Raw genomic sequence first — 26,510 nt, 5'->3', positions numbered from 1 at the left:
GCGGGGCCCGGGTCGCCTAGGCCGTGTCCTGGGACGGCGGGCCGCTCACGGGCGCCGAGGGAGCCTGCGGGGCCACGGGTGTGGGCGTGGGTGTCGGCGTGGGTGTCGGTGCGGGCTTCCGTACCGGCTTCGGCTTCGGCTTCGGTTCGGGCTGCGTGGAGCTGGACGGGTTCGGCAGCGGGGAGAGGTGCACGCCGGGCGCTCCGTCTCCACCGTCGCCACCACCGCCGTCCCCGTCTCCACCGCCGCCACCGTCGTCGCTGTCTCCGTCTCCGTCTCCGTCGCCGTCGCCGTCCCAGCCGTGGTCCCCGTCACCGTTGCCGCCCCCATGGCCGCTCCCGCCGCCGTGGTCCCCGTCGCGCGGGCCGTTCCGGTCCCCGCCGCCCCGGTAGGTGCCGAGCACGCTGTCCTTGAGCAGATCGGCGCAGTACCGCTCGGCTCCGTCCGAGCCCTTGGTCGCCGACTCCAGCGCCCTTCTGCGCTCCGTGTCGATGGCGCCGCTCGCGTAGTCGCGGCATGCCTCGGCCGTCCTGGCGTACCAGCTCGCCGTCTCGGCGTCCGCGCCGGGACCCGGTCGGCCCCAGTGCTTGCCGTCCGGTCCGATCGCCAGGTCGGGGCCCACTTCGGCGGCCTTCCCGGCTCCGCCGCCTGCCGCCCCGCCGCCTGCCGCCCCGCTGTCGCCCGTGGCGCCGGGAGCCGCGCCGCTCCGGCCCGTACGGTCACCGTCGCCGGTGACGCCCGCGGCCGACGACACCGACGCCGAGGGCTCTCCCGTACCGCTGCCGCGCGGGACGCCGGAGGGCGCGACCGCCGCCGCGCCGCCGGACTCCGCGGCCGGGGCGGGGCCCGACGAGGTCCCCGCCGAGACGGAGTTCGCGGGCGGCCGCAGGGTCCCGCCGTCGAACAGCGCGGGCATCACCCCGGCCGCCGCCGCCACGGCCATCCCGCCGAGCGCGCATCCGGCCACCGCCGCCGCCAGCCGCCCGCGTACGGGCCGGGCGGGGCGGCCGTCACGCCCGGGGCGGGCGGCGCGGGGCGCGCGGGTGATCCGTACCGTGCCGGGCAGTTCAGCGGCGGTCGGGCGCACCGGGCCGCCGGTCGCCGTACGCGCCTGCCGGAAAGCGGCCAGGGCGGCTTCCTCGCCCGGGAGTTCTGTGCTGTTTGCGTACGTAACGGGGGTGATGTCACGCAGGGCTCTGCCCAGCAGCTCGGAACGGGCCATGACATCGTCGTCAGCGACCGCCGCGGGCTCCCCGCGCAGCAGTCTTTCCGCCGCGTGTTTGTCGAGCCACGCGTCACGCTCGTCCGCCATCACATGTCCCTCTGCGTCCGCAGCCGCGAATGCGTCACACCCGCCCGTGTCGTGGAGGCGGACCGGGCGGTGCGCTGCGGAGGTACGGCACCGAGCCCCGGGCCCGCGTGGCCGGGGCCCGTGGGACGCGCCGCATCGCCGGTGGCGTGCGCCGGATCGCCGGTGGGACGCGCCGGATCGCCGGTGGCACCGCCCCTGCCGCCGCCCGTACCACTCTCGTTCCCCCCGCCGTCCGTTCCGTCACGCGCCCCGTCACGCGTCCCGTCGCCCGCCCCGTCGGGGTCCTCGTCGCCGGCGGCGAGCATCTCCGCCAGCCGCTTGAGGCCCCGGTGCGCGGCGGTCCGTACCGCGCCCGGCCGCTTGCCCAGCGTCTGGGCCGCGCTCTTCGCGTCGAGTCCGACCACGACCCGCAGCACCACCGCCTCGGCCTGGTCCTGCGGCAGCCGGGCGATGAGCGCCATCGTCCGGCCGGTGTCCAGGGCCTCCATGGCCTCGTCGGCCGTGTCGGACTCGGCGGGCTTCCCCGCGAGTTCCGTCTCGTCCGCGCCGACGGCCGGGCGTCTGCCGCGCATACGGATGTGGTCGAGGGCTCGGTTACGGGCTATCCGCGCGGTCCAGCCCCGGAAGCGGTCGGCGTCGCCGGTGAAGCGGTCGAGGTCGCGGGCGATCTGGAGCCACGCCTCGGACGCCACGTCCTCGGCGTCCGGCTCACCCACGAGTGTCCGCAGATACCCCAACAGCCGCGGGTGCACCGCGCGGTACACAGTCCGGAACGCGTTCTCGTCCCCGTCCTGTGCCGCGAGCACCGCCGCGGTCAGCTCCGCGTCGTCCCCCAGCACTCCCACAACCTGTCCCGCCAAGCTGTCCTGAAAATCGCGGCCGGTCACCGCCGCGCGCCCCCCGCGCCCTGCGAACGCTACGGCCTTCCCGGGCCCGCGTCCATGTCTTGTGCACTCTGCAACATCCTCCGTGGCCTCATCCGTCACACGGGGTGTGACAGAAAACGCGCCGGAGGCGCTGTCTTGAGTACGGGGCCGTGCTGCGGCTCCGGCGGACGGCGACCGGGGTCTCTCCTGTGGGGGGTGGCGACCCCGGCCGCCGCTCCCATTTCCACGCTCCGAGCTTCCGAGCTGGGGAAACGCGCGGCCTGGGCCCTGGCGGGGATCGAGCGCTCGGCCGACGTCAGCGGCACTCCCGGCGGGGGCGGCCCGGCCCGCCGACCGCCTCCACGAAGTCGCCGGGCGGCGCTGGGGGAAGGTACGGGGGTTCAGGCGCCGCTGACGCCGTTCTCGGTGCCGTGGACGCGCCGCTCGGTGACGTAGCGGTACAGGGCACCGAGCGCGAAAGCCTGAACGACGGCACCGAAAGGGATCGCCATCAGGCCCACGGGGCCGGTGAAGGGGACCAGCAGCGAGGTGGGGGCGGTCACCAGGACGGCCCACACTCCGGCGAAGCTGGCGTCTCCGGAGGAGGAGGCGTGGAAGGCATCCACAGCGACCCACAGGCACACCGCGAGTACGACGCCCAGGTAGCCCAGAGCCAGCGGGTTCACCAGGTAGTGGCGGAGGGTCTGCGGCAGCGAACGCGAGGTCTTGGCCATGTTGGGTCTCCTGGAAATTGCCGGTATGCCCGGTGCGGTGATTGTCTGGCTGACGACCTGAACAATGCCGTCACCTGGCATCCGTCACATGAGTATCCATACTCACGTTCGTATCCGTGAACCGACTCTGCGGCCCGCGCCGTCAGCAGGACAACCCGCGAGAGCCGTACGGCAGTTGGCCACGCGGCCAGCAGGCCGGACGCCTTACGTGGCCTTATGAAGCACGGTGCCCTCGTTCGTCGGTCCGGCGGTCACCGAAGCCCTGGTCGGCCGGTGCGCGTGAGGCGAGGCGTGTGGCGAGGGCCTCGCCCTCGATGTCCAGGGTGGGCACGAGCCCGTTCATCCCGCGGGGCATCCACCAGATGCGCCGGCCGATGATGAGCATGGCGGCGGGAACGAGGAGCATGCGCACCAGGAAGGCGTCGACGAGGACGCCGACGGCGAGGGCGAACCCGACGGTTTTGAGGATGATGTCGTCGGTGAGGGTGAAGCCCGCGAATACGCCGACCATGATGAGGGCGGCGGCGGCCACCACACGGGCGCTGTGGGTGAACCCCTCGATGACCGCCTGACGCGCTGGTGTGCCGAGGATGTAAGCCTCTCGCATCCGGGTGACGAGGAAGACCTCGTAGTCCATGGCCAGGCCGAAGAGGATGCCGGTGAGCAGGATCGGCAGCAGGAACAGCACCGGGCTGGTGGTGTCCAGCCCGACGAACTCGTTGAGCCAGCCCCATTGGAAGACCGCGACGGTCGCACCGAGGGAGACGCCGACGGAGAACAAGAAGCCGAGTGCGGCCTTGATCGGAACCCAGATGGAGCGGAACACCGCGATGAGCAGGATGACAGCCAGTCCCACCACGACTGCGAGGTAGAGCGGGAACACCTCGGTCAGCTTGTTGGAGATGTCGACGTCGACCGCGGTGAGGCCGGTGACCAGTGCGCGTGCTCCGCTGTGGTCGGGCAGGTCCGACAGCGTCTCCCGGATGTCCGCGACGACGGCCTTGGTGGACTCGTGAGACGGCCCGGAGCGGGGTATCACCGTGAGTGTCGCGAACTGCGCGGTGTCGAGTTGCCGCGCGAAGGCACGCCGCGCCTGCGGGCTGTCGCTGGTGACGGCCGGGATGACGCCGGCGATGTGGGAGCCGTCCCGGGCGGCCAGTTCGCGCAGGCTCGCGGTGGCGGTGGCGACCGCGGCGGCCGGGGCGGGGGCCTCCTTCGTGTCGATGACGACGAGCAGCGGCCCGTTGGCTCCGGCGCCGAAGTTCTCGGCGATGAGGTCATAGGCGACGCGTACGTCGCTGCCCGCGGGCTTGGCGTTGTCGCCGGGCAGTGAGAGCTGCAGGGAGGCTACGGGGACGGCGGCCACGATGGCGGCCGCGATCCCCGCCAGGAGCGCGGGCCAGCGGAACCGGTCGACGCCCTCGACCCAGCGGCGCCCGAGGGTGCGCGGCTCCCCGGGGTTGCCGGAGGCGCCGGTCGCGGTGGCGCCGGTCGCGGTGGCGCCGGTCGCGGTGTGCTTCTTCGGGGAGTGAGGAGGGCGCTTCGTGATGCGCGCGCCGACGAAACCGAGCATCGCGGGCAGCAGGGTGAGCGCGATGAGCACGGAGACGGCGACGGTGAACGCTCCGCCCAGGCCCATCTCGGTGAGGAATCCGATGCCGCACACGGCGAGGCCGACGAGGGCGATGACGACCGTGAGGCCGGCGAAGACCACGGCCGAGCCCGCCGTGCCCACGGCGCGGGCCGCCGCCTCCTCCAGCGGGCGGCCTTGGCGTACCTCGGCCTGGTAGCGGGACAGGATGAACAGTGCGTAGTCGATGCCGACCGCCAGCCCGAGCATCGTGCCGAGCGCGGGGGTCGTGGTGCTGAGATCGACGAACCCGGTCAGGATGGCGATGGCGCCCATACCGATGCCGACGCCGACCAGCGCGGTCAGCAGGGGCATCCCGGCCGCGACGAGCGACCCGAAGGTGAGGGCCAGCACCACGAACGCGATGGCGACGCCGATCAGTTCGGCGAGGGCGGCGTCCATCTCCACGCCGAGCACGTCCCCGCCGATGGTGGCCGTCAGCCCCGCTTCCGCGGCGAGGTCACGGGCGGCTTCGAGGGCATCCCGGTCCCCCTGGGACAGATCGACGGCGCTTCGGGCGTAGCCGACCGAGGCGTAGCCGGTACGCCCGTCCTCGGAGATCGTCTCCCCGGTGAACGGGTCGAGGATCGACACGACGTCCTTCGTCCTCAGCTCCGCGAGCGCGTCGGTCACGGTCTGCCGATGAACCGGGTCTGCCAGTGACTCGCCGACCGGTGCCTGAAACACCACCCTCGCGGTCGCGCCTTCGGGAGCGGCTCCGGGGTCACGCTCCTTGATCAGGTAGAACGCCCGTGTGGATTCGATGCCGGACAACTCGAAGTCGTCATTCGTCTTGCCCGAGAGGGTCGCCGCTCCGACGGCGACCATGAGGAGCAGCAGGAACCAGATTCCCGCAACGGTCCGTCGGCGTCGGAACGACCAGCGTCCGAGCTGGAACAACCGCCATGCCATGTCCATTCCTCCTGCGTGTCTGTGACCGGTTCTCGGTGTGCGTGCTCACTGGGCTCACTCGGGCGGGTGCGGTACCCATGCGGTCGCCTCGGCGGCGAGCGGCTCGTTCGCGGCGCGGCGATCGGAGCGGAGGACGGCACGTCCGGGCGGAAGCGCGACCGGCACCGTGCCGAAGTCGGTCACCGGGATCCAGCCGTTGGGGCGGCGGAAGGCGCCGATGCCGGGCCCGAGTTCGAGCCGTCGCAGTAGCTCCTCGCTCTGGAGCACCCGCCTGAGGCCGAGCGCCTCGCGGTAGAGGCCGAGCGCCTCGCGGTAGAGGGAGAGCGTCGATGAGGGGTCGCCCTGCTGCTTCTGGCGGGGCCGCCGAACATGGCCTGCCCGTCGTTGGGCGGCAGTTCGCCGTTCTCACCGGCTCGGTCGCGGAACAGGTACCGGTCGCGCTCGCGTGATCCGGGTGTCGAGGCGAGTGCGGCGCGGAACCACTCGTGCCGGTCGGAGCTGTGGTTGGGCACCAGGTCGACGACGACATCGGCGGTCGGGCCTTCGGTGGCAGCCATCCGCTCACTTCCCTTGCACGTCGGGGTGGCGATGTGGTCCATCGCTGAGCAGACCGTACCCTGAAAATATCTGCGTGGATATTTTCAATCGCGGCCATAGGATCGAGCAGGCCGCGCACCACCGGCCCGGCGACCGCTCTGGAGGCATGCCATGACCCACCAGGACTCCCGAGATGTCCGGCCGCCCGGCCAGAAGGTGCCTGCGAAGCGGGGGCCGTACGCGAAGGGCCTCGCGCGACGACAGCAGATCATCGACGAAGTGCTGTCGGTCTACGACAGGCTGGGGTTCGAGGGCACCTCGCTGCGCGCCGTCGGGGAAGCGATCGGCGTGACGCATCCGGTGCTCAAGCACCATTTCGGCACCCGCGAGCAGCTCTTCCTCGAAGTGCTGCGGGAGTACGACCGCCGCTTCATCGATGCCGCGTCCGAGGGCGAGGGGACGTTCGTCGACCTGATCCAGCGATCGGCCGAGCACAGCATGCGGGTGCCGGGGCTCATGGCCCTGCTGAACAGCATGGTGGCTCACGCGCTGGAGGCGGGCAACGACCGCTCACGGGCGCACTTCTCTGAGCGGTACGCCGACCTGCGGAGAGACATCGTGGCTCTGCTCGAAGAAGGCCGAGCGGCGGGGAGCGTCCGGTCGGACATCCCCCTGAACGAGGCGGCCTCCCTTGTCCTCGCGGCGGCCGACGGCCTCAGCACCCAGTGGCTGCTCGACAAGGGCGCCGACCTCCGGAGCGGCCTGCTGCTGCTGGAACGCCTGCTTGAGCCGCCGGACCGACCCGCGCGAGACGCCGATGCCTAGACGAGTAAGTCCGAAGTCCCGCCCGCTCCGCGGCGCCCGCCCTCTGGGCGGACGGCGCTGCTCTGAAGACAGGGCCGAGAAGGCTGCTCAACATCTCGGGTTCTGGCCCCGGCTCGTGAAGTCGGGGCCGGTCTTGTAGGCATGTCCGGCAGTGAGACCCGAGGGGTCGGAGGTGGAGTCGCTGTGACCGGATTCAGCTACCCGGAGGTCGGCGCGACCTCCGGTGACGTCCCCCTGCCCGCCGGCTATCGCCACCTGGAGCACCGCATCCGCCTCGGTTTCGGCCGGGACGTGTTCACGGCGGCGGGAGAGAGCGTTCTGACCTGGCGCATGCATCGCGCGGTCGGGGTCGGTGTGGTGGCGACCCGGGACCGGGCCGAGCCCGGAGTGCGCGTGCGGCTGCTGCTCGGCAGGGGCAGGTGGGGACTGGTCGCCCCCTGTGAGGTGGTGTGGGCGGTGGAGGAACCCACCCGCCTCGGCTTCGCGTACGGCACCCTGCCGGGCCATCCGGAGCGTGGCGAGGAGGCGTTCCTCGTGGAACTGGCCCCGGACGGCCAGGTCTTCTTCACCGTCACCGCTTTCAGCCGCCCCGCACTCCGGTACACCCGCGCGGCCGGCCCCTTGGTCCCGGTCTTCCAGAAGCTCTACGCCCGCCGCTGCGGCCGAGTGCTGCGAAGGCCGGCCCGCCCATAGCGCACCCCGGGGCCGTGCGCCCGGGATACGCGGGAGACGGGTGTAGGAGTTTCCCCATGCGCGTCGGCGTCAGAGTGTCAGGGCGTCCCCCGTAGAAATCGAGAGAGGACCCGTTCGTGCGAAAGAAGATCGCTATGGGCCTGGCCATCGGCGCCGGGCTGCTCGCCACCCTGGCTTCCCCCGCGAGTGCCGCGACCGCGGCGCAGGCGTCGGTTACCTACCAGGTGTGCTACGAGGGCGGCGGCTCGATGTCCGGCTACGACGCCACCGGCGTCCGGCACTGTGTGGGCGGCGCCCAGGACGGGGCGGTCCTCAGCCCCGATCCGCTGCAGGCATGGTGTCAGGACGGCTACCACCTGGAGTTCCGCTACCTGTCCGGCCTCTTCTGCGTGCCCAACGTGCCTGCCGCCTGACGAGCGGCGTCGAGCGTGACCGCAGGGCCGTTTCGGGTCGCCCCGAAGCGGCCCTGTGCCGCGACCTCTTCACGCGGTGACCCGCTCAGGAATCCGCCTCGCCCGTCCGGCTCCCCCTGCCTCCTCGAACGCGCCACAGTCCTTCACGCATCGGGACCGGGAGCACACCGCGGCGCCACTGGACGTCATATATCCAGTATCTGAAGGGCCATCGGGACACCCGGACCGCCACCACCTCGCCCACGTTCCCCACCTCCGAACGATGACCGACTCTCTCGCCAACGGAGAATTCGGCGCTCTTCACATCATTTCCCCTCGGTGATCGCGCGTCGCGAGGGACGAATTCGGCATTCGGCCCGCCAGGCCCCGGCCAGGGGAGCCGCCCCGGCACAGAGGGCGCCGCCCCCGCGCACATCCGGTCGCCCGACGGACTCGCGACGCTGGAGTAGACCACAGGTGGGCGCCTCCCCACAGGGGGCGACCGAGCCACCCGGTCACACGTCACCGGAAGCGACGGCGAGCAATTGTGACCGGATTTGCTCTTTTCGTCCTTCCTTCATGCGGAGATTTCGAAAAGATCGCTGATAGTTTTGTATATTTGCGAGGCCCGCGGGGGCGGCTGGGGGATAGGGGGCGGCGGTCGTGACTACGGCACCTGTGTCAACCCGTCTGAGCCACACGTCGTGCGAAGGGGAGACGGAGTGACAGAGCCAGGGCGGGGACCGGACAGTCCGGAAGAAGACCACGGACCACCGGACAGCCGACGGATCACCTCCCGGAAACCCCCCGTGACCGGGACGGACGCCGACCGGCCGACCGCGTCCATGGACCCGGAACGCACGATGCGGCTCAAGGTCGGCCAGCTCCCGCCCGCCGAACAGCCCCCGCCCGTCGGCCGGTCCAGGGCCGTAGAGCCGCCCGCTTCCGGCGAGCCGCCCACTTCCGCCACGCAGAGCGCTTCCGCCGCGCAGACCGCGTCCGTAGAGCCGCCCGCGCCCGACGACCAACCCGCGCCCGTCGACCAGACCATGGCGCTGCGCATCCTGAGACCGATCCGGTCCAGCGGGCGGGCCGACCGGCGCAAGGCCGCGCGGCCGCCGTCCCCCCTCACGCGCGCCGGGGCGCTGCGGACCTCCCTCGCGGCCCGAGCGGCGCCGTACGCCCGCCGGCTCAGGCCCCGCTATCCGCGGCCGGGCCACACCGGTTGGCGCCGCTGGATACCGTCCGGCAGGCAGTGGCTGGGCGGCGCGGCGGTCGCCGTCACCCTGAGCGGCACGTTCCTGACCGTCGCCTACGCCACCACGGACATACCTCATGACCTGAACACGTACGCCACCCAGCAGGACAACGTGTACTTCTGGTCCGACGGCACACCCATGGCGCGCACCGGCTGGGTGCAGCGGCAGGCGATGCCCCTGAAGGACATACCCGAGGACGTCCGCTGGGCCGTCCTGGCAGCCGAGAACGAGAGCTTCTACAGCGACCCCGGCGTCTCCCTCAAGGGTCTGACCCGCGCCCTGTGGCGGACGGTCGGCAAGGGCGACACCCAGGGTGGCTCGACCATCACCCAGCAGTACGTGAAGAACGTCTATCTCAACCAGAGCCGGACCGTCGGCCGCAAGTTCGACGAGGCGATGATCGCCCTCAAGCTCGACAACCGGATGAGCAAGGACACGATCCTGGAGGGATACCTCAACACCAGCTGGTTCGGGCGCGGAACGTACGGGATCCAGCGGGCCGCGCAGGCCTATTACGGCAAGGACGTCAGCGAACTCGACGCGAGCCAGGCCGCCGTCCTCGCCTCGCTGCTCAAGGGCGCCGGCCTCTACGACCCCACGCTGAGCGCCGCCAACCACCAGCGTGCCGAGGAACGCTGGACCTGGATCCTCGACCGGATGGTCAAGTTCGGCAAGCTGTCGGCGTCCGAGCGGGCCACGTACCGGACCTTCCCCGAGCCGCTCAAGCAGAACCCCCTCTACGACACCGGTCAGCAGAGCGACTACCTGGTGGAACTCGCCTCCCAGTACGCCAAGAAGGCCGGACACATCTCGGCCAGGGACTTCGACCTGGGCGGCTATCAGATCTACACGACCTTCGACCACGGACGGGAAGCGGCGCTCGACAAGGTGGTCGCCAAGGAACGCGAGAAGGCCCGGCGGAGCGACCCGAAGGCGGCGTCCACCGCCCACTACGGCGCCGCGTCGGTGGCCACCGACGGCCGGATCCTCGCCGTCTACGGCGGACCGGACCACCGCAAGCAGGGCTACAACGAGTCCAACGCCACGACGGTACCGGCCGGTTCGGCCTTCCTGCCGTTCGTGTACGCGGCCGGTCTGGAGCACGGCGTCGTCAAGCAGCGCGACGCGCCCCGCGAACAGGTCACCCCGCAGTCCGTGTACGACGGCGACGACGGTGTGCCCGTCAGTACGCCGGAGGGCCCCTACTGGGATCGCGGCGGCAAGAAGGTCGTCGCCCACAACGACGACCGGAAGTCGTGGGGCCGGCTGACACTGCGCGAGGCGCTCGCCGAGTCGGTGAACACACCGTTCATGCAGCTGGGCATGGACACGGGCCTGGACAAGGTGAAGCAGACGGCCCAGGCCGCCGGGCTGCTGCCCTCCAGCATGGGACCGCAGATACCCGCCCTGTCCCTGGGCAGTTCCACGCCGAGCGCGATCCGCATGGCCAGTGGCTACGCCACGTTCGCCGCCGCCGGGCAGCACACCGAGCCGTACTCCGTGAGCCGCGTCACCCGGAACGGCTCGGCCGCGCGGCTGACCGTCCCGGACAAGCGCCGCGCCGTCGACGCCAAGGTCGCCGAGGAGGTGACCCAGGCGCTCACCGACTCCTTCCGGTCGGCCCACCCGGACGCCGCTCCCGCCGGGGCCGCGGTGTCCGGCAAGGCCGGCAGCACCGCCGACTCCACCGCGGCCTGGTACGTCGGCACCGCCCGCGACGTGTCGACGGCCGTCGTCGTCTACCGGATGGATCTGGCCAAGAGCCTCGAACCACTACCGCTGAAGGGGCTCGCGGGATCGGGCACCGACAGCGTTCCGTACGACATCTGGGCGGGCGCCATGAGCCCACTGGGCTGACCGACGGGACACCGCCCGCCACCCCCCGGACTGGAACCTTCCTCGCAGATTTGAGCCCGCATGAAGCCGACTCCCGGTCGCCGCCGCAAGGCGCGCGCACCCCGCCGCGTCGTCCGTCCCCGTTACCTGATCCTCGCGGCGTCGCTCCTCGTCGTCTGCTCGGTCGTGGCGGGCTACCTGGTGCTGGGCCAGAACGGCGATGACGCCTCCGCCGCCTCCGGCAGCCAGGACAGATCGGTCGAGCGGAGTTCGACGAAGTCCAGGAAGGAACCCGCCTGGGACGGCACGGTCAAGGTGCTCGGGGACGGGTCGACCTCCTACACCGGCCCGCAGAAGGACCAGTTGCGTGCGGTACCGCTCAAACCGGGCGAGAAACCACCGCAGTTCGTCGTCTTCTCCTGGGACGGAGCGCTGGAGGGCGACGACCGGCTCTTCTCCCACTACCGGGAGCTGGCCAAGGAGTACGACGCCCACATGACCTTCTTCCTCACGGGCATCTACCTGCTGCCCAAGGCCAAGAAGGACCTCTATCTGCCTCCTCAGCATCCGCCGGGCTCGGCCGCGATCAGCTACCCCACGGACGAGCACATCCGCACGACCCTCACCCAGCTCGCCGCGGCCCACCAGGACGGCAACGAGATCGGCACCCACTTCAACGGCCACTTCTGCGGAGCCAAGGGCGGCGGCGACTGGAGTGTGCCGGAGTGGAAGAGCGAGATCGATCAGTTCTACGACTTCGTGGAGAAGTGGAAGACCAACACCGGCTACCAGGACCTCCCGGCCCTGCCCTTCGACATCCGCAAGGAGATCGCCGGTGGCCGCGCCCCCTGCCTGGAGGGCCAGCCGAATCTGCTGAAGGCCATGAAGAGCTACGGCTGGCGCTACGACGCGAGTTCGCCCGGCGACTTCCAGATATGGCCGTCCAAGAAGGACGGCATCTGGGACTTTCCGCTGCAGATGCTCCCCTACCCCGGCGGCAAGTACCAGAGCCTGTCGATGGACTTCAACTTCCTCTACAACCAGTCCGAAGGCGAGGTCGAGGGCGATCCGGCCAAGTACGCGGACTGGGAGCAGGAGACCGTCGCCTCTTACATGTCGGGCTTCAACCGCGTCTACTACGGCAGCCGGGCACCCCTGTTCATCGGCAACCACTTCGAGGACTGGAACGGCGGCATCTATATGAAGGCCGTCGACCAGGTGATCGAGAACATCTGCGGCAAGAAGGGCGTCAAGTGCGTGTCCTTCAAGGAGCTGGCCGACTGGCTCGACGTGCAGAAGCCCGAGACCCTGCAGCGTATGCGCGGCCTGGATCCGGCGCAGTCGCCCGACTGGTCCACGGTGGTCAAGTGAGCCCGGAAACCGACCGGTTCCAGTTGTGTGCATCCCTTCACAACTTCCGGGCATCTCATGCGAAGATGCGAACGCCCGGTCTGTGTACCGGCGTAGAAGGGGACATCATTGAAATCGAGAAGAATGAGCCGTAAGCGGAACCGTGCCGGCATAGTCGCGGTCGCGGCGGCCTCGGTCGTCGCCGGTCTCGCGCTGCCCAGCTGGAGCGCCGGAGCGGCCGTGGTCGACGACCCGACGGTGGATACGGCGACCAGGGCGACGTTCCAGCAGCTGGCCGACGCGGTCTTCGCCGACCGTACCCAGGCCCTGGTGAGCGGTGCCCGCGACGGGCACAAGAAGCGGGCCGAGCAGCGTACGTCCGGCTTCACCGGCAAGGTGAGGCTGTCCGGGACACAGTCGCGCGAGGAGAGTTCGACCCTCGACGAACTGACCACCCGCAAGTCCCGGCTGGCCAAGCTCGGCGAGAAGTACAGCGGAGCCACCACCAAGGTCACGCTGGACGCCACGCGGGTGAAGGGCCGGCACGCCACGGTCGCCGTCACGGAGACCACGACGCTGTCCTACGCGAAGGCGAAGCGCGCCGAGCCCAGGACCACCGGGTTCCAGGCGCACCACGAACTGACCTTCACGGCCGACCGCAAGGGCGACTGGCAGCTCACCGGTGTCCAGGACACCGACGACGGCTACCTCGCGGTCAACCAGGTCGCCGAGCCGTCCGTGCCCGCCCAGGCCACGGCCGCCGCCGCCGACCTGCCCTCGGCGACCCGTTCGGCCATCACGACGCCCGCGCCGGCCAAACCGAAGAACTTCACCGCCTCCGGGTACGACTACCAGGCGATGGCGGCCTACGCCACGAAGTACTGGAGCAAGTACAACCCGGAGTACCCGAGCTTCGACGGCGCCGGTGCCGGTGGCGACTGCACCAACTTCGTCAGCCAGGCGCTGAAGGCGGGCGGCTGGAAGCACGTCCCCGGGTACACGAACGATTACCAGAAGTGGTTCGGCAACTCCGAGATCCAGTCGTACTCCTTCATCGGCGTCAACGAGTTCTCCTGGTTCGCCCTGTCCTCCCAGCGGGCCACCAGTCTCGCCAACGTCTACCAGATGGACGTCGGCGACGTGCTCCAGCTGGACTTCGACAAGGACGGGTCCAAGGACCACTCCATGATCGTCACGAACCGCACCCAGCAGGGCGTGCCGTACCTCACGTACCACTCCACCAACACCTACAACAGGTCGGTGGCCAGCCTCATCGCGTCGTACCCGAACGCGGCGTACTACGCCTACCGCACCTGACCGGTGACGGGCGTGATCTTCCGGGTCCGCACAGCTCCCGATAACAGCAGCTCCTGACGACGACGTGCCTACCTGACATGCGAGCAGGTAGGCACGTCCGCGTCCGCGGGCCGTCGGTCGGCGGCGGCAGGGGTGCGGCTCCGGCGCTACTCGGCGGATTCCGTGACCTCGCCCGCCCCTGACGTCTGTTTCCGGTGGCTCATGAAGCCGAGCACCCAGGACGCGGCCAGGATCACCGAGGAGCAGAAGAAAAGGCGTGCGGCGTCGAAGGCGCCCCATAGGAAACCTGCCACGACGCCCAGGATCAGCACGACGAGCCCGGCACCGAAGAACGCGCGAGAGTTCTTCTCCACTTGGTCCCTCATCATCAGCTTTCTCTCTGACGAGGGGGACCGACGAAGGTCGGCCCCCCTCGAACCGGTCGGCCTCTACACGCTACCTGCGCCACCAGCTCTTACGATGGGAATTGCGCACATAGCGACGTGTACCGCTGCCGGGCCACCGCTTGGCGGCATATCTGACGAAGCCGGCCCGCGCGCCCGAACCGATCGCGCCGCCCGCGCCGCCGACCCCCGCTCCGTAGATCGTGGCCCGGCCCACACTGCCCCAGGACGCCTTGCGGTTGCCCCACTTCTTGGCCGCGCCTCCGGCTATTCCTCCCGCGACCACGGCGCACACCGCCGCCGCGGTTCCGAAGGAGAAGACGCCGCAGGCCACTCCGGCCGCACCGGCCGCAAGTCCCACCCGGTGCCGCTTGACGAAACTCTTGGTCTTGCGCCAGGACTTCCGCCAGCTCCATTTGCCGTCGAGGTCGTAGCAGTTGACGGGATCCGCGTTGCAGTACTCGTAGGCGTTGGCGTTGCCACCCGCGATCGGGTCCACGGACAGGAAGCGTCCGGTGGCCGCGTCGTAGAGGCGGACTCCCATCAGCGTGACGCCGCTGGGGGTCTCCGTGGAGCGCTGCTTGCCGCCGAGCCAGCCGTAGCGGGTGGCGTCGGTGCCGGGCAGCAGAGTGCCGTACTCGTCGTAGGCGTTGACCACCGGGGTGGCGTCGTCGGTGAGGGGCAGCTGCGTGGCGATGTCGCCGTGCAGGTTGGCCAGTTGAAGGACGACGTCGCCGGTCTTGCCGGTGGTGGCGATCAGGTTGCCCGCGAGGTCTTCGACGCTGCGGCTGAGGGTGCCGTCGGCCGCCGCGGTCCAGTCCGGGCTGTCGCCCTCGGCCCCGTAGTGGTTGGTCCTGGTGACGGAGGTGCTCCAGGTGTCGTCCTCCGCCTGCTCCTCCGTGGTCCAGGAGGCCAGCCGCGCCGCCGCGTCCAGGTTCCAGGTCGTCCGCCGGGAGTTGGCGGTGATCTGGCGGGCGAGGTCGTTGGCGTAGTAGGCGTTCTGGGCGCCGCCGGCCTGTGCGGTGGTGCGGCCGAAGGCGTCGTAGACCGTGCCGGGGGCGATCAGCCGGTCGGCGCTGTCGTAGGTGGAGTTGGCCGTTTCGGTGGTGGGAGCGCCGTCGTCGACGTCGTCGACCGTGGTGGTCACGGCGGTGCGGTTGGTGTTGTTGTCGAAGGCGTAGGCGCGGTGGGTGGTGACGCCCTCTCGGCCGTCGTCCGCCTTGGTGAGGCGGCCCGCCGCGTCGTAGGTGTACTCCTGGTAGGCGCCGCCGCCGGTGTAGGTGGTGCGGCTGACGACCTGGCCGTGGACGGACTCGGTGGCGGACTCGCCCTGGACGGTCCAGCCGGACTCCCAGTGCCAGTAGCGGGAGGTCTCCGTGCCGGTGGGGTCGAGGTTCAGCTCGACGTCCATGTCCCACGGCAGCTTCTGCTTGTACAGGCGGCCGTCGGAGTCGTACCAGCCGGTCACGTCGCCGATGTCGCCCATGACCGAGTCGTGGATCCTGGAGGGCAGCCCCGCCGGGTTGTCGTAGTCGTAGGTGACCGTGGAGGGGGCCGAGTCGCTCACCCGGATCCGGCGGTCGCGGTGGTCGTACTGGGTGCGGGTGACATTGCCCGCGCCGTCGTCATAGGCGATCTCACGGCCGAGGACGTCGTTGGTGCGGCGGATGGTGGCCGTACCGTCGGAGACGGTCGCCACGGCTCCGCTGTCCGCGTCATAGGTGGTGTTCCGGGCCGGTACGGCGGTGCCGACGCCGCCCGTCACCTTGACCTGGGTCTGCCGGCCCGCGGCGTCGTAGGTGTTCTCCGTGGTCCGCGTGGTGCCGTTGGCGGTCTCGGTGACCTTGGCCGGGTTGCCCCAGCGGTCGTACTCGGTGGTTTTGAGGGGCAGTTCATCGGGGTGGGAGCCACCGCCGGTGATCTTTCCTCCCGGTCCCGTGGAGCACACCAGGTCGGCCCATTCCGGCCGTCCCTCGCAGGTTCCGGTGCCGGTGGCGGTCCAGTAGCGGGTCACCGTGGCCCCGGCGTCGGCGCCGTTGGACTTGGGCAGGGTGGTCCTGGTGACGCGGCCCTGGGTGTCGTAGCCGGTGGTCTTGGTCAGTTTCAGCCCGCCCGGGTCGGTGATCACGCTGGTGGGCAGGCCCTTGGCCCAGTCGTAGGTGGTCGTGGTGGTGCGTACGTCGCCGTCGGCCGGGTATCCGTCGACGGCGGCGCCCACCAGGCTGGTGGTGATCTGGTCGCTCACCGCGGCGGTGTCGTTGGCGGGGCGGCCCTCGTCGTAGCGGTTGACGGTGTGGGCGCGCGCGGCGGCCAGGCTGTCGGCCGGCAGGTCGGGGCTGTCGCCCTCGCCCTTGAGCGGCTGCGTGAGGGTGACCAGATGCAGCGGCCCCGACTCCTCCAGCTTGCGCTTGCCGTCGGCCGAGTACACCGAGACGGTGCCGAGCAGACCGGCGCGTTCGGCCGGGGACGCGGAGAGGATGCCCAGTTCGCTCTGGGTGTTGACCTGGTAGTCCGCGCTGCCCAGGGCGAGTTCGCGGTTGGTGGCGTTCAGCTCGAAGACGACGTTGCCGAAGCGGTCGTACTGCTTGGTCGTCAGGTGGTGGCCGGGCAGTCCGCTGTTGACCTCGCGGCCTGAGGCGTCGGTGTAGGTGAGGGTGGCCTTCTCGTAGTCGGCCGGGGCCAGGTCGCCTCCGAGGTGGGAGGACGGCACCAGGTCGGCGGGGAAGACCGCCGTGGCGTCCGTGGGCGCGTCCGTCTGGCCCCAGGTGGCGGTCTCGGCGAGCGGAACCTGATGGGGGGCCTTGGCGCCCGACAGCGGCACGTCGTAGACGACCGAGGTGGTCGACCTGCCGCCGTCCTGCTCGTCCTTGGTACCGGCCTTCAGGGTCGGCCGGGAGGCCGCGAGGAGCATGCCGTCTCCGGCGGCGGCGCTGGTGCCCGCCTTGCCGTACGCGAACGTCCACGGCAGCTCGCCCGGCGAGGTCTGGGTGACCACGCGGCCGGCGCTGTCATAGGTGTAGGCGGTCTTCAGCGCCGGGGAGACCCGCGGGTCCCACTGCTCGCGCAGACGGCCCTGGCTGTCGTAGGCGTACTGGGAGACGATCGTGGCCGTGGAGCTGGTCGCACCGGGGGCGGTGGTCCACAGCCGGATCCGCGTGACCTGTCCGGCCACGTCGCCGAGTGTGGTGCCGCTCGCGGTGGTCGCGGTCGCGTACTGGTACTCCAGGATCCGGCAGCCCCTGGTCGACGGCGTGGCCGTGCAGGTGGCGGCCGAGGCGGCGGAGGTCGGTGCGATCACGTACTTGGGGCGGCCCAGGGTCTTGCCGTCCACGGTGACCTTCTCGGAGATCACGCTCGTGGTCGAGTTCTCCGTGGGCAGGAAGGTCTGCGACAGCTGCCAGGCGGTGGCGGCCGTGTCGACCTTGGTGAACACCGAGGTGGTGCCCTCCGTGTCCTTCAGGGTGAAGGAAGTCGTCAGCGAGCCGGTGAGGGTCAGGTCCTCCGCGCCGGTCTCGGGCTTCCAGCCGCCGTCCTTCGTCGCGGTGAAGCCGGTCTCCTCGCCGTCCACGTCGACCGCCGCCACCGAGGTGGCCGAGGTCCTGCGCACGGAGGCCCAGTCGCTCTCGGAGAGTTCCGCCGTGGTGCCCGCGGTCCACTGCGGGCCGAAGATGGCCGGCTGCCCCTCCTGCTGGGACCCGTTGGACGGGCGGCGCGAGGAGAAGGAACGGGTGGCGGTCAGGTCGAAGCCCGAGGTGTCCGTGGCCGACAGGCCGAAGTCACCGGTGAGCATGTTCACACTGCCGGGACCGACGTCCGAGCTGGGCGCCTCGCCCGCGTTGCGGTCCACCGTGATCGTGGCGGCCGGGGAACCGTCGCTGGTGGTGCCGTCGGTGAACAGAGCGCGGACGTCGACAGACCCGTCCTCGCTCAAGGTGTCGGTGATGTTCCAGACCAGCGCCTCGGCGTCGCCGCCCGTGACCTTCGCCGGCCAGGCGGACGGGGTCGAGCCGTCGGCCTTGCGGCGCACGTCCTGGGCCGGAACGTCCTTCCAGGTGTCCGTCTCGCCGCGCCGGTACTGGTAGCGCACCCCCGTGTCGGCCGTCTTGCCCTGGCCGGTCAGCTCGGCCCGCCGGGCGGGGCGGTCACCGCTGCCCGGGGTGAGCAGGGCCGCGCCGGAACCGGCGTAGAAGGTGTGGGTGGTGGCGGCCGAGACGTTGCCCGCCGCGTCCTTGGTGCGCGCGGTCAGTACGTGCTTTCCGGCGCGGAAGACGGGCTTGCGGGAGACGGCCGCGCCCGTGGTGGCCGCCGACTGCCAGGCCGCGCCGTCCAGGTTCCACTGGACTTCCTTCACGTCACTGGTCGGCGGGGTGAAGGTGAACGATCCGGTGAAGTCCCCGTTGTCGTCCGGTGATCCGGACCACTGGCCGGCCGGGAAGTCGGTGGAGGACACCTTCGTCGTCGCGGGCGCCGTGGTGTCGACGGTGAGGGCCCGGAAGCCCGACCAGGCGCTGTTCGCGCTGCCGTCCCCGGCGCGGGCGCGCCACTTGTAGGCGCCTTGCGGCAGCGCCGTGGGCTTCCAGGTCGCCTGCGCGCCGGAGGCCACGTAGGCGCTGGAGCCGGAGCGCAGCGCGGCGGTGCCGGTGGCGGCCCAGACCTCGAAGTCGAGCCTGACCTGGGAGCCGTCCCCGTCCAGCGCCTTCGCCGCGAGGGTCGGCGTGGTGACGTTGGTCGCGGCCTTGTCGGCCGGGGATATGAGGGTCGGGACGTTGGGGATCGAGTTGTACGTCACCGACAGATACGGCGTATTGGTGGCCGCGTTCGCCGAGTTGAACCGCTTCCATCCGTACGGGTCGGACTCGTCCGAGGCGCGCAGGGTCAGATGGTTCGTGGCGTTGCCGTTGTTGGCCCACGCCTGGACCAGCGAGGCGGCGTCGATGTTGACCCAGCCGTCGTTGCAGGCGCTGGAGTAGCCCTTGGTCTGGGTGCTGGTGGCGTACTTGGCGCCCAGCGCGGGCTGGTTCGTCCAGCGGGTGCTCGTCGAGGCGGCGCCCGTGGCGTACAGGTCCCAGCCTCGGGCCGTGCAGGACCAGGAGTGGAACTCGAACAGGTTGAGCTTGGCCGCCTTGATCTGCTTCCCGGTGATGTTCTTCATCGGGAAGGCGAGGAAGGAACGGGCGCGCTGGCCGGAGCCGTTGTTGCCGATCTTCAGCTCGGTGGAGGTCGACTGGTCGGTGGTGTAGCCCTCTTGGACGAAGGTGTCGAAGCCGGCGCCGACGTTGACGGTCGGGTCGACGACCACGGGGAACCGGGTCTCGGGGTCGGCGAGGAACGCGGCGTCCGGGGTCAGTGTGATCGCGATCGCGTCGTCCTCCTGCGCGAGCTTCACCCCGACCTTCGCGGTGTGCGTGTGCTCGCCGGAGTTCTTGTCGAGGCGGGCGTCCCACATCACCGGGGACGGCAGGACCCCCGCGGCCCTGCCCTTGGCGTCGGTGAAGGTGATCGACCCGTCCTCGTGCGCCTTCGCCGTCAGCCCCTTGGCGGCGAGGCGGTAGGTGACCTGGCCGTTGGCGTCGACGGCGGAGCGGTCCTTCAGCTCCAGGAACTGCTCGTAACCGGTCCGGGTGGACTCGATCAGCAGATCCGTCGCGGGCAGGGCGTCCTTGTAGCGGGCGACCGTGTCGTCCGCGCCCTCGATCGTGGGGGCCGGCAGCGCGCCGTACCAGCCGAGCCGCATCTCCCGGCCCGCGCGGTCCTCCACCGTCACGAGCGGCACGGGCGCCGCGGCGCTCTGCACACCGGTGGCCTTCAGCCCCTTCGGCGCCGCGTGCCGGCCGGCGAGGGTGAGGCCGTGCGGGTGCGCCTTGGCCCGGATCGATCCGTCGTCGGCGCGCGTCAGCGAGACGTCGACGTCCTGCCACGCGCCGTGTCCGTCCTTGAAGCGGATCGGCCCGGTGTACGTCTGCTCCGTGACCGTGCCGTCGGGGTTGACGTAGGTCGTCGAGGTCTCCGTGCGGGCGCCCGTGGCCTCGATCCGCCGCTTCTGGATCTTGGCCTTCAGCCGGGCGGCGGCGATATTGGCCGCGATGGCGGGGCCCAGGTCCTCGGACCTGGTGGACGGTTGAGCGCTCTTGGCCCCTTCCCGCGACAACGCGACCGCCTGGCCGGATGCCTCGATGAGCATCGCGCTCTCGACGGCCATCGCCAGCGTGAGGGCGAGGGCGATCGGGCGCATGCGGCGCGTGGAAAGCGCACCCCGCGTGGGTCTTTGATTGTCTGCGGCCCGGTGCCGCGTGGGTCTGCGCAGGAACTGGAACACGAGAACTCCCCCTTGGCGCAGCAGTGCGCTGCGTGACGAATTGCCTTCACCTGAGCCTTACAGTTCGTCACTATCCCCACACTGCCCGCACTTCAAGCACGTATCTCGCCGTGGAATCGATCAAGTGGACGGGGAGGGACGTCACTTCGCGGGGAGGGTCGGCACTGCGCCCGGGGGGTGCCTCTATGTCCTTCGTCAAGGCGCCCCTGTCGGGTTTGGGGTGGTTCAGGGTTGCTGGGTTATGCGGCGAGTTCGACATCCCTGGGCGTCCGGGGTTCGTAGAAGGTGCCGTCGCGGAGCATGGCGAACAGGACACTGATGCGCTGGCGGGCGAGGCGGAGGAGGGCCTGGGTGTGGGTCTTGCCGCGGGCTCGTTGTTTGTCGTAGTAGGCGCGGGAGGCGGTGTCGGCGTTCATGCAGGCGAAGGCGGAGAGGAACATGGCCCGTTTGAGCTGCCGGTTGCCGCCTCTGGGCGCGTGTTCGCCGTGGATCGAGGTGCCCGACGACTTTGTGGTGGGGGCGAGGCCGGCGTAGGAGGCGAGGTGGGCGGCGGTGGGGAAGCCGGTGCCGTCGCCGACGGTGGTCAGCAGGACGGCGGCGGTCCTGACGCCGACGCCGGGCATCGAGGTCAGGACCGGGGAAAGAGGGTGGGCCTCCAGCAGGGCGTTGATCTGGGCTTCCATCGCCCTGCGCTGGGTGTGCACGGCGGTCAGGGAAGCGGCCAGGGAGGGGATCACGATGTCCAGGGTGCCGGTGCCCGGGACGACAACGGTCTGTTCGTCGAGCGCGTCGAAGACCTCGTCGATCAGCCGGACGGCCATGCGCGGGGCCTTGGGGCGGATCAGCTCCACGAGTCTGCGGCGGCCGGCCTTGCGCAGGGCGGCCGGGGAGCCGTGGCGCTCCAGGAGCCAGGTGACGGCCTGGTGGTCGAGGCGGGGGCCCAGGACGCGTTCCAGGGAGGGGTGGAACTGGGTGAGCAGGCCGCGTATCCGGTTGCTGGTGCGGGTTGCCTCGGCGGCGAGGTCCTGGTCGAAGCCGGTCAGCACGGTCAGCTCGGCGGTGATCTCGTCGGTCAGTTCCAGGGAGCGCAGGGTGTGCGGCATCGTCCGTGCGGCGTCGGCGATGACGGCCGCGTCCTTGGCGTCGGTCTTGGCCTCGCCGGGGTAGAGGTCGGCGATCCGGCGCATGGCCAGGCCGGGCAGGTAGGCGACGCGGCAGCCTGCGTCGCGGGCGACGGTCAGCGGCAGGGCGCCGATGGAGGCGGGCTGGTCCACGATCACCAGGACGGTGCCGAACTTCGCGGTCAGCTTGTCGAAGACGGCCCGCAGCTTCGGTTCGCTGTTGGGCAGCGGCTTGTCGAAGACCTTCTTCCCGGCCGGGGTGAGCCCGTGGCCGTGGTGCGCGGTCTTGCCGACGTCCAGGCCCAGGAACACGCCCACGTCTTCGATCTCGAACATCGCGCCCTCTCAAGGGTGTTGACGGTGCCGGCCCCGGCTCGGGTGTCGTGCTCGCGCATCCACGTTATGCAGACCTGCCGCCCGCGAGCTGTCCGGCATTGCGCCGGACCGGGCGGTGGCCGGACCTCTGATCAGCGTCTCCGACGGCACCTCCCGGGCCCGGTGACACCACCCCCCAGGTCATCCGTTCGACAGGGGGACACAGTCATGCCGGGCCCGGAGGCCAGCGGCCCTCTTGCAGGACCGCGAAAAACATAACGGGGAGCGCCGAGAGGCGACGGAGCGACAGCGGAAAAGATAGTCGCGGGGACCGCCGCACCCCCGTTTCCGGGGGGCGGGACGACGGCGGTCCCCGCGAGGGACACGCTCCGGGTCAGGGCCGGTGTACGTGTCCGGGCGTCCATGGAGGTCCGGGAGCCGCTCCGGAAGTCCTTGACGCCGACAACAACCAATGTGCCGGACGCGTGTTAAGGCGGTGCTGCGTGGACGTGTCGCGCTCGTACCACTTTCGCCAACCCGTGACTTCGGTGGTCCGCGCCCGGCCCGAGCGGCGGCCCCAGGGCGTGTGGCGAAAGTCCCGCCTGGCCCACGACGCCTGGCACGCACGCTCGCCGCGTTGTCGGGATCACCCCAGTACATCCAGTACAAGGGCGACCCTCCGCCTTGCCATCGCACGCACCAGACGCCGCCGGCCCCGCCCTCCGGGCGGACGGCGCTACTTTCGCCACACGCCCTGGCGCTACTTCGCGTCCTGGGAGAGGAACGCCAGCAGATCCTGCCTGCTCACCACGCCGGTCGGCTTGCCCTCCACCAGGACGATCGCGGCGTCGGACGCGCCGGGGCCGCTCAGTACGGCCATCAGGTCCGCCACCGGCTCGCCCGAGCCGACCTGCGGCAGCGGCGACGACATGTGCTTCTCCAGCGGGTCCGCGAGCGAGGCGCGCCGGGTGAACAGCGCGTCGAGCAGCTCCCGTTCGACGACGGAGCCGATGACCTCGGCGGCCATCACGTCCGGGTGGCCCGCGCCGGGCTTGACGATCGGCATCTGCGAGACGCCGTACTCGCGCAGGACCTCGATGGCCTCGCCGACGGTCTCCTCGGGGTGCATGTGCACGAGGGTCGGGATGGGGCCCGCCTTGTACTGGAGCACGTCGGAGACGCGCGGCGCGTCCCCGCTGTGGTCGAGGAAGCCGTAGTCGTTCATCCACTCGTCGTTGAAGATCTTGCTGAGGTAGCCGCGGCCGCTGTCCGGCAGCAGGACGACCACCACGTCGTCGGGGCCAAGCCCGCGCGCCACCTCCAGCGCGGCCACGACCGCCATGCCGCAGGAGCCGCCGACGAGCAGCCCCTCCTCCTTGGCCAGGCGGCGGGTCATCTGGAAGGAGTCCTTGTCGGAGACGGCGACGATCTCGTCCGTCACCGTACGGTCGTAGGCGGTCGGCCAGAAGTCCTCACCGACGCCCTCGACCAGATACGGCCGCCCGGAGCCGCCCGAGTAGACCGACCCCTCGGGGTCGGCACCCACGATCCGCACCCGGCCGTCGCTGGCCTCCTTCAGGAAGCGGCCGGTGCCGGAGATGGTGCCGCCCGTACCGACGCCCGCCACGAAATGGGTGATTCTTCCGTCCGTCTGCTTCCACAGCTCGGGTCCGGTCGTCTCGTAGTGCGAACGGGGGTTGTTCGGGTTGCTGTACTGGTCCGGCTTCCAGGCGCCCGGCGTCTCGCGCACCAGCCGGTCGGAGACGTTGTAGTACGAGTCGGGGTGCTCGGGGTCGACCGCCGTGGGGCAGACGACGACCTCGGCACCGTACGCGCGCAGCACATTGATCTTGTCCGTGGAGACCTTGTCGGGGCAGACGAAAACGCACTTGTAGCCCTTCCGCTGGGCCACGATGGCCAGGCCGACGCCCGTGTTGCCGCTCGTCGGCTCGACGATCGTGCCGCCGGGCAGCAGCTCTCCACTCTCCTCCGCGGCCTCGATCATGCGCAGGGCGATCCGGTCCTTGACCGATCCGCCGGGATTGAAGTATTCGACCTTGGCCAGGACTGTCGCCTGAATGCCTTCGGTCACGCTGGTCAGCTTCAGCAGCGGGGTATTGCCAACCAGACTGATCATCGAGTCGTGGAATTGCACCGTTGTCTCCGGGGTCTCCGTGATGGTCCGGCCAGCGTATGCGCCTGCGAGTGAGATTGGGCGACGGTCCTTACGGGGCAGTTAGCTGGTGTACGTGCCCCTCGACCGGACGACCGGGGCGCGTGCTCGTACGTACGAGGAGGTGACGCGGACGGTGTCGAGGGCGAGGGTGGCGCGGCGGATCGCCGCGGGCGCGGCATACGGCGGCGGCAGCATCGGGCTGCTGGGCGCGGCGGGAGTCGGGGTGCTGCTGGCCGAGGTCCAGCTCGCGAAGCGGTCGGTGGGCGGCGGGGTCGCCCCCGTACCGCCGCGCGGGGACGGCTGGTACGGGCTGGCCTTCGGGCACACCGAACCGCTGCGGATGGGCATGCTGGGCGACTCCACGGCGGCGGGGCAGGGCGTGCGCAGGGCCGGGCAGACGCCCGGGGCGCTGCTCGCCTCGGGGCTGGCGGCGGTGGCGGAGCGCCCGGTGGATCTGCGCAACGTGGCGCTGCCGGGCGCCAGGTCGGACGATCTGGAGCGCCAGGTCACCCAGCTGCTGTCGGCGACGTCCCATCCGCCGGACGTCTGCGTGATCATGATCGGCGCCAACGACGTCACGCACCGGATGCCGGCGACGGAGTCGGTGCGGTGCCTGGCGGCGGCGGTGCGGCGGCTGCGGACGGCCGGCGCGGAGGTCGTCGTCGGCACCTGCCCGGATCTGGGCACGATCGAGCCGGTGTACCAGCCGCTGCGCTGGGTGGCCCGCCGGGTGAGCCGGCAGCTGGCCGCCGCGCAGACGATCGTGGCGGTCGAGCAGGGCGGCCGTACGGTCTCGCTGGGCGATCTGCTGGGCCCGGAGTTCGCCGCCAACCCCCGGGAGCTGTTCGGCCCGGACAACTACCACCCCTCGGCCGAGGGGTACGCGACGGCCGCGATGGCGGTGCTGCCCACGCTCTGCGCGGTGCTGGGCCTGTGGCCGGAGACGGATCACCTCGACGCGTCGCGGGACGAGGACATGCTCACGGTGGCGAAGGCCGCTTCGGCGGCGGCGGCCGAGGCGGGTACGGAGGTCACGGGCGTCCGTGCGCCCTGGGCGCTGCTCAAGCACCGCAGGCGCCGCCATCTGCTGCCCACCGCGGACACCCGGGCGGGTGCGGCGGGTGCGGCGGATGAGCCGGAGGGAGCAGCGGAGACACTCGCTGAGCAAGCGCTTGGAAAAGAGTCCCGCATCACACGTCCGCCCCGGTGACCCGCGGCCTACGTGCGGGTAACTTCCCCTCAGTCCTGCCTTTCTCGCCCTCATGGAGCCGTGATGCCTGAAGCCGTGATCGTCTCTGCCGCCCGTTCACCGATCGGCCGGGCCTTCAAGGGCTCGCTCAAGGAGCTGCGGCCCGACGACCTGACCGCCACGATCATCGAGGCCGCGCTCGCGAAGATCCCCGAGCTGGACCCGCGCGACATCGACGACCTGATGCTCGGCTGCGGCCTGCCCGGCGGCGAGCAGGGCCACAACCTGGGCCGGATCGTCGCCGTACAGCTCGGGATGGACCACCTCCCCGGCTGCACGATCACCCGCTACTGCTCCTCCTCGCTGCAGACCTCCCGGATGGCGCTGCACGCCATCAAGGCGGGCGAGGGCGACGTCTTCATCTCGGCGGGCGTCGAGATGGTCTCCCGTTCGGTCAACGGCAGCTCCGACGGCATGCCGGGCACGCACAACCCGCTCTTCGCGGACGCCGAGGCCAGGACCGCCGAGGTCGCGCAGAGCGAGGACTCCCGGTGGCATGACCCGCGCGAGGACGGTCTCGTCCCCGACGCGTACATCGCGATGGGCCAGACGGCGGAGAACCTGGCCCGGCTCAAGGGCGTGACGCGCCGGGAGATGGACGAGTTCGGCGTGCGGTCGCAGAACCTCGCCGAGGAGGCCATCAAGAACGGCTTCTGGCAGCGCGAGATCACGCCTGTGACGACCCCGGACGGCACGGTGGTCGCCGCGGACGACGGTCCGCGTCCCGGGATCACCCTGGAGGGCACAGAGGGCCTCAAGCCCGTCTTCCGCCCGGACGGTCTGGTCACGGCGGGCAACTGCTGTCCGCTCAACGACGGCGCCGCCGCGCTCGTGATCATGTCCGACACGAAGGCGCGCGAGCTGGGCCTCACGCCGCTGGCCCGGATCGTCTCCACCGGGGTGACCGGCCTCTCGCCGGAGATCATGGGATACGGGCCGGTCGAGGCGTCCCGCCAGGCGCTCTCCCGGGCCGGGCTGACCATCGACGACATCGACCTGGTCGAGATCAACGAGGCGTTCGCCGCGCAGGTCATCCCGTCCTACCGGGACCTGGGCGTCCCGCTGGAGAAGCTGAACGTCAACGGCGGCGCGATCGCCGTGGGCCATCCCTTCGGCATGACCGGCGCGCGGATCACCGGCACGCTGATCAACAGCCTCCAGTTCCACGACAAGCAGTTCGGCCTGGAGACGATGTGCGTGGGCGGGGGCCAGGGAATGGCGATGGTGATCGAGCGGCTGAGCTGAGCCGCAGCGGAGGGTAGGGGTTGTCCGAGGCACGAGGGCGGC

17 protein-coding genes and 1 pseudogene are annotated in these 26,510 nt (G+C 70.7%); 8 read left to right on the top strand and 10 right to left on the bottom strand.

Features of this window, described 5'->3' with window-relative positions; genetic code table 11:
- Positions 1 to 16: 16 nt before the first annotated feature.
- From DVH02_RS35115 to DVH02_RS36040, 6 genes and pseudogenes are all read right to left on the bottom strand, one after another.
- A complete protein-coding gene (locus DVH02_RS35115) occupies positions 17 to 1,312 on the bottom strand; it encodes a hypothetical protein (protein ID WP_158575870.1) in 1,296 nt (431 codons plus the stop codon).
- Complete coding sequence (locus DVH02_RS12125; RefSeq protein WP_114623791.1) at positions 1,312 to 2,151, bottom strand: RNA polymerase sigma factor; 840 nt, start codon at positions 2,149 to 2,151, stop codon at positions 1,312 to 1,314. Before DVH02_RS12125 ends, DVH02_RS35115 begins: the two co-directional genes overlap by 1 nt.
- Positions 2,152 to 2,579: 428 nt before the next feature.
- Positions 2,580 to 2,912 (bottom strand): SCO4225 family membrane protein, encoded by a 333-nt coding sequence (locus DVH02_RS12120; RefSeq protein WP_114623790.1) that lies wholly within the window; start codon positions 2,910 to 2,912, stop codon positions 2,580 to 2,582.
- A 214-nt stretch (positions 2,913 to 3,126) separates the two neighbouring features.
- Positions 3,127 to 5,454 carry an MMPL family transporter gene (locus DVH02_RS12115; RefSeq protein ID WP_114623796.1) on the bottom strand — a complete coding sequence of 776 codons (2,328 nt, stop codon included), beginning with the start codon at positions 5,452 to 5,454 and terminating at the stop codon, positions 3,127 to 3,129.
- A 54-nt stretch (positions 5,455 to 5,508) separates the two neighbouring features.
- On the bottom strand, positions 5,509 to 5,721 hold the full coding sequence (locus tag DVH02_RS35550) for a hypothetical protein (protein WP_199566252.1): 213 nt from the start codon (positions 5,719 to 5,721) through the stop codon (positions 5,509 to 5,511).
- An 86-nt stretch (positions 5,722 to 5,807) separates the two neighbouring features.
- A pseudogene (locus DVH02_RS36040) lies at positions 5,808 to 5,981 on the bottom strand (alpha-amylase family glycosyl hydrolase); the annotation flags it as partial.
- A gap of 181 nt (positions 5,982 to 6,162) precedes the next feature.
- Here DVH02_RS36040 and DVH02_RS12105 point away from each other — a divergent pair.
- The 6 genes from DVH02_RS12105 (at position 6,163) to DVH02_RS12080 (ending at position 13,663) form a co-directional block, all read left to right on the top strand.
- On the top strand, positions 6,163 to 6,816 hold the full coding sequence (locus tag DVH02_RS12105) for a TetR/AcrR family transcriptional regulator (RefSeq protein ID WP_114623789.1): 654 nt from the start codon (positions 6,163 to 6,165) through the stop codon (positions 6,814 to 6,816).
- 183 nt (positions 6,817 to 6,999) lie between these two features.
- Positions 7,000 to 7,509 carry a DUF1990 family protein gene (locus DVH02_RS12100; protein WP_114623788.1) on the top strand — a complete coding sequence of 170 codons (510 nt, stop codon included), beginning with the start codon at positions 7,000 to 7,002 and terminating at the stop codon, positions 7,507 to 7,509.
- A 116-nt stretch (positions 7,510 to 7,625) separates the two neighbouring features.
- Positions 7,626 to 7,922: a hypothetical protein gene (locus DVH02_RS12095; protein WP_158575869.1), complete on the top strand. Its 297-nt coding sequence runs from the start codon at positions 7,626 to 7,628 to the stop codon at positions 7,920 to 7,922.
- A gap of 1,028 nt (positions 7,923 to 8,950) precedes the next feature.
- Positions 8,951 to 11,017, top strand: coding sequence for a transglycosylase domain-containing protein (locus DVH02_RS12090; RefSeq protein WP_114623795.1), 2,067 nt, complete (start codon positions 8,951 to 8,953; stop codon positions 11,015 to 11,017).
- 60 nt (positions 11,018 to 11,077) lie between these two features.
- A complete protein-coding gene (locus DVH02_RS12085; protein WP_114623787.1) occupies positions 11,078 to 12,367 on the top strand; it encodes a polysaccharide deacetylase family protein in 1,290 nt (429 codons plus the stop codon).
- A 123-nt stretch (positions 12,368 to 12,490) separates the two neighbouring features.
- A complete protein-coding gene (locus tag DVH02_RS12080) occupies positions 12,491 to 13,663 on the top strand; it encodes an amidase domain-containing protein (protein WP_114623786.1) in 1,173 nt (390 codons plus the stop codon).
- Between the two features lie 146 nt (positions 13,664 to 13,809).
- Here the strand turns inward: DVH02_RS12080 and DVH02_RS12075 are convergent, their stop codons facing one another.
- The 4 genes from DVH02_RS12075 to DVH02_RS12055 form a co-directional block, all read right to left on the bottom strand.
- On the bottom strand, positions 13,810 to 14,016 hold the full coding sequence (locus DVH02_RS12075; RefSeq protein WP_147286046.1) for a hypothetical protein: 207 nt from the start codon (positions 14,014 to 14,016) through the stop codon (positions 13,810 to 13,812).
- 82 nt (positions 14,017 to 14,098) lie between these two features.
- Positions 14,099 to 20,278, bottom strand: coding sequence for a DNRLRE domain-containing protein (locus tag DVH02_RS12070; protein ID WP_233518176.1), 6,180 nt, complete (start codon positions 20,276 to 20,278; stop codon positions 14,099 to 14,101).
- 323 nt (positions 20,279 to 20,601) lie between these two features.
- On the bottom strand, positions 20,602 to 21,819 hold the full coding sequence (locus DVH02_RS12065) for an IS110 family RNA-guided transposase (protein ID WP_114623784.1): 1,218 nt from the start codon (positions 21,817 to 21,819) through the stop codon (positions 20,602 to 20,604).
- Between the two features lie 739 nt (positions 21,820 to 22,558).
- The gene (locus tag DVH02_RS12055) at positions 22,559 to 23,953 is read right to left on the bottom strand and encodes a cystathionine beta-synthase (protein WP_114623783.1); all 1,395 of its coding nucleotides are present in this window, start codon (positions 23,951 to 23,953) and stop codon (positions 22,559 to 22,561) included.
- 169 nt (positions 23,954 to 24,122) lie between these two features.
- Here DVH02_RS12055 and DVH02_RS12050 point away from each other — a divergent pair, with 169 nt between their 5' ends.
- Positions 24,123 to 25,184 (top strand): SGNH/GDSL hydrolase family protein, encoded by a 1,062-nt coding sequence (locus DVH02_RS12050; protein ID WP_114623782.1) that lies wholly within the window; start codon positions 24,123 to 24,125, stop codon positions 25,182 to 25,184.
- Positions 25,185 to 25,247: 63 nt separating this feature from the next.
- On the top strand, positions 25,248 to 26,468 hold the full coding sequence (locus tag DVH02_RS12045; protein ID WP_114623781.1) for an acetyl-CoA C-acetyltransferase: 1,221 nt from the start codon (positions 25,248 to 25,250) through the stop codon (positions 26,466 to 26,468).
- Positions 26,469 to 26,510: the final 42 nt, after the last annotated feature.

The sequence above is a fragment of the Streptomyces corynorhini genome, from assembly GCF_003346515.1.
Lineage (GTDB): Bacteria > Actinomycetota > Actinomycetes > Streptomycetales > Streptomycetaceae > Streptomyces > Streptomyces corynorhini.
Note: the sequence above shows the minus strand (reverse complement) of the source record. Positions and strands in the feature narration are given on the sequence as shown.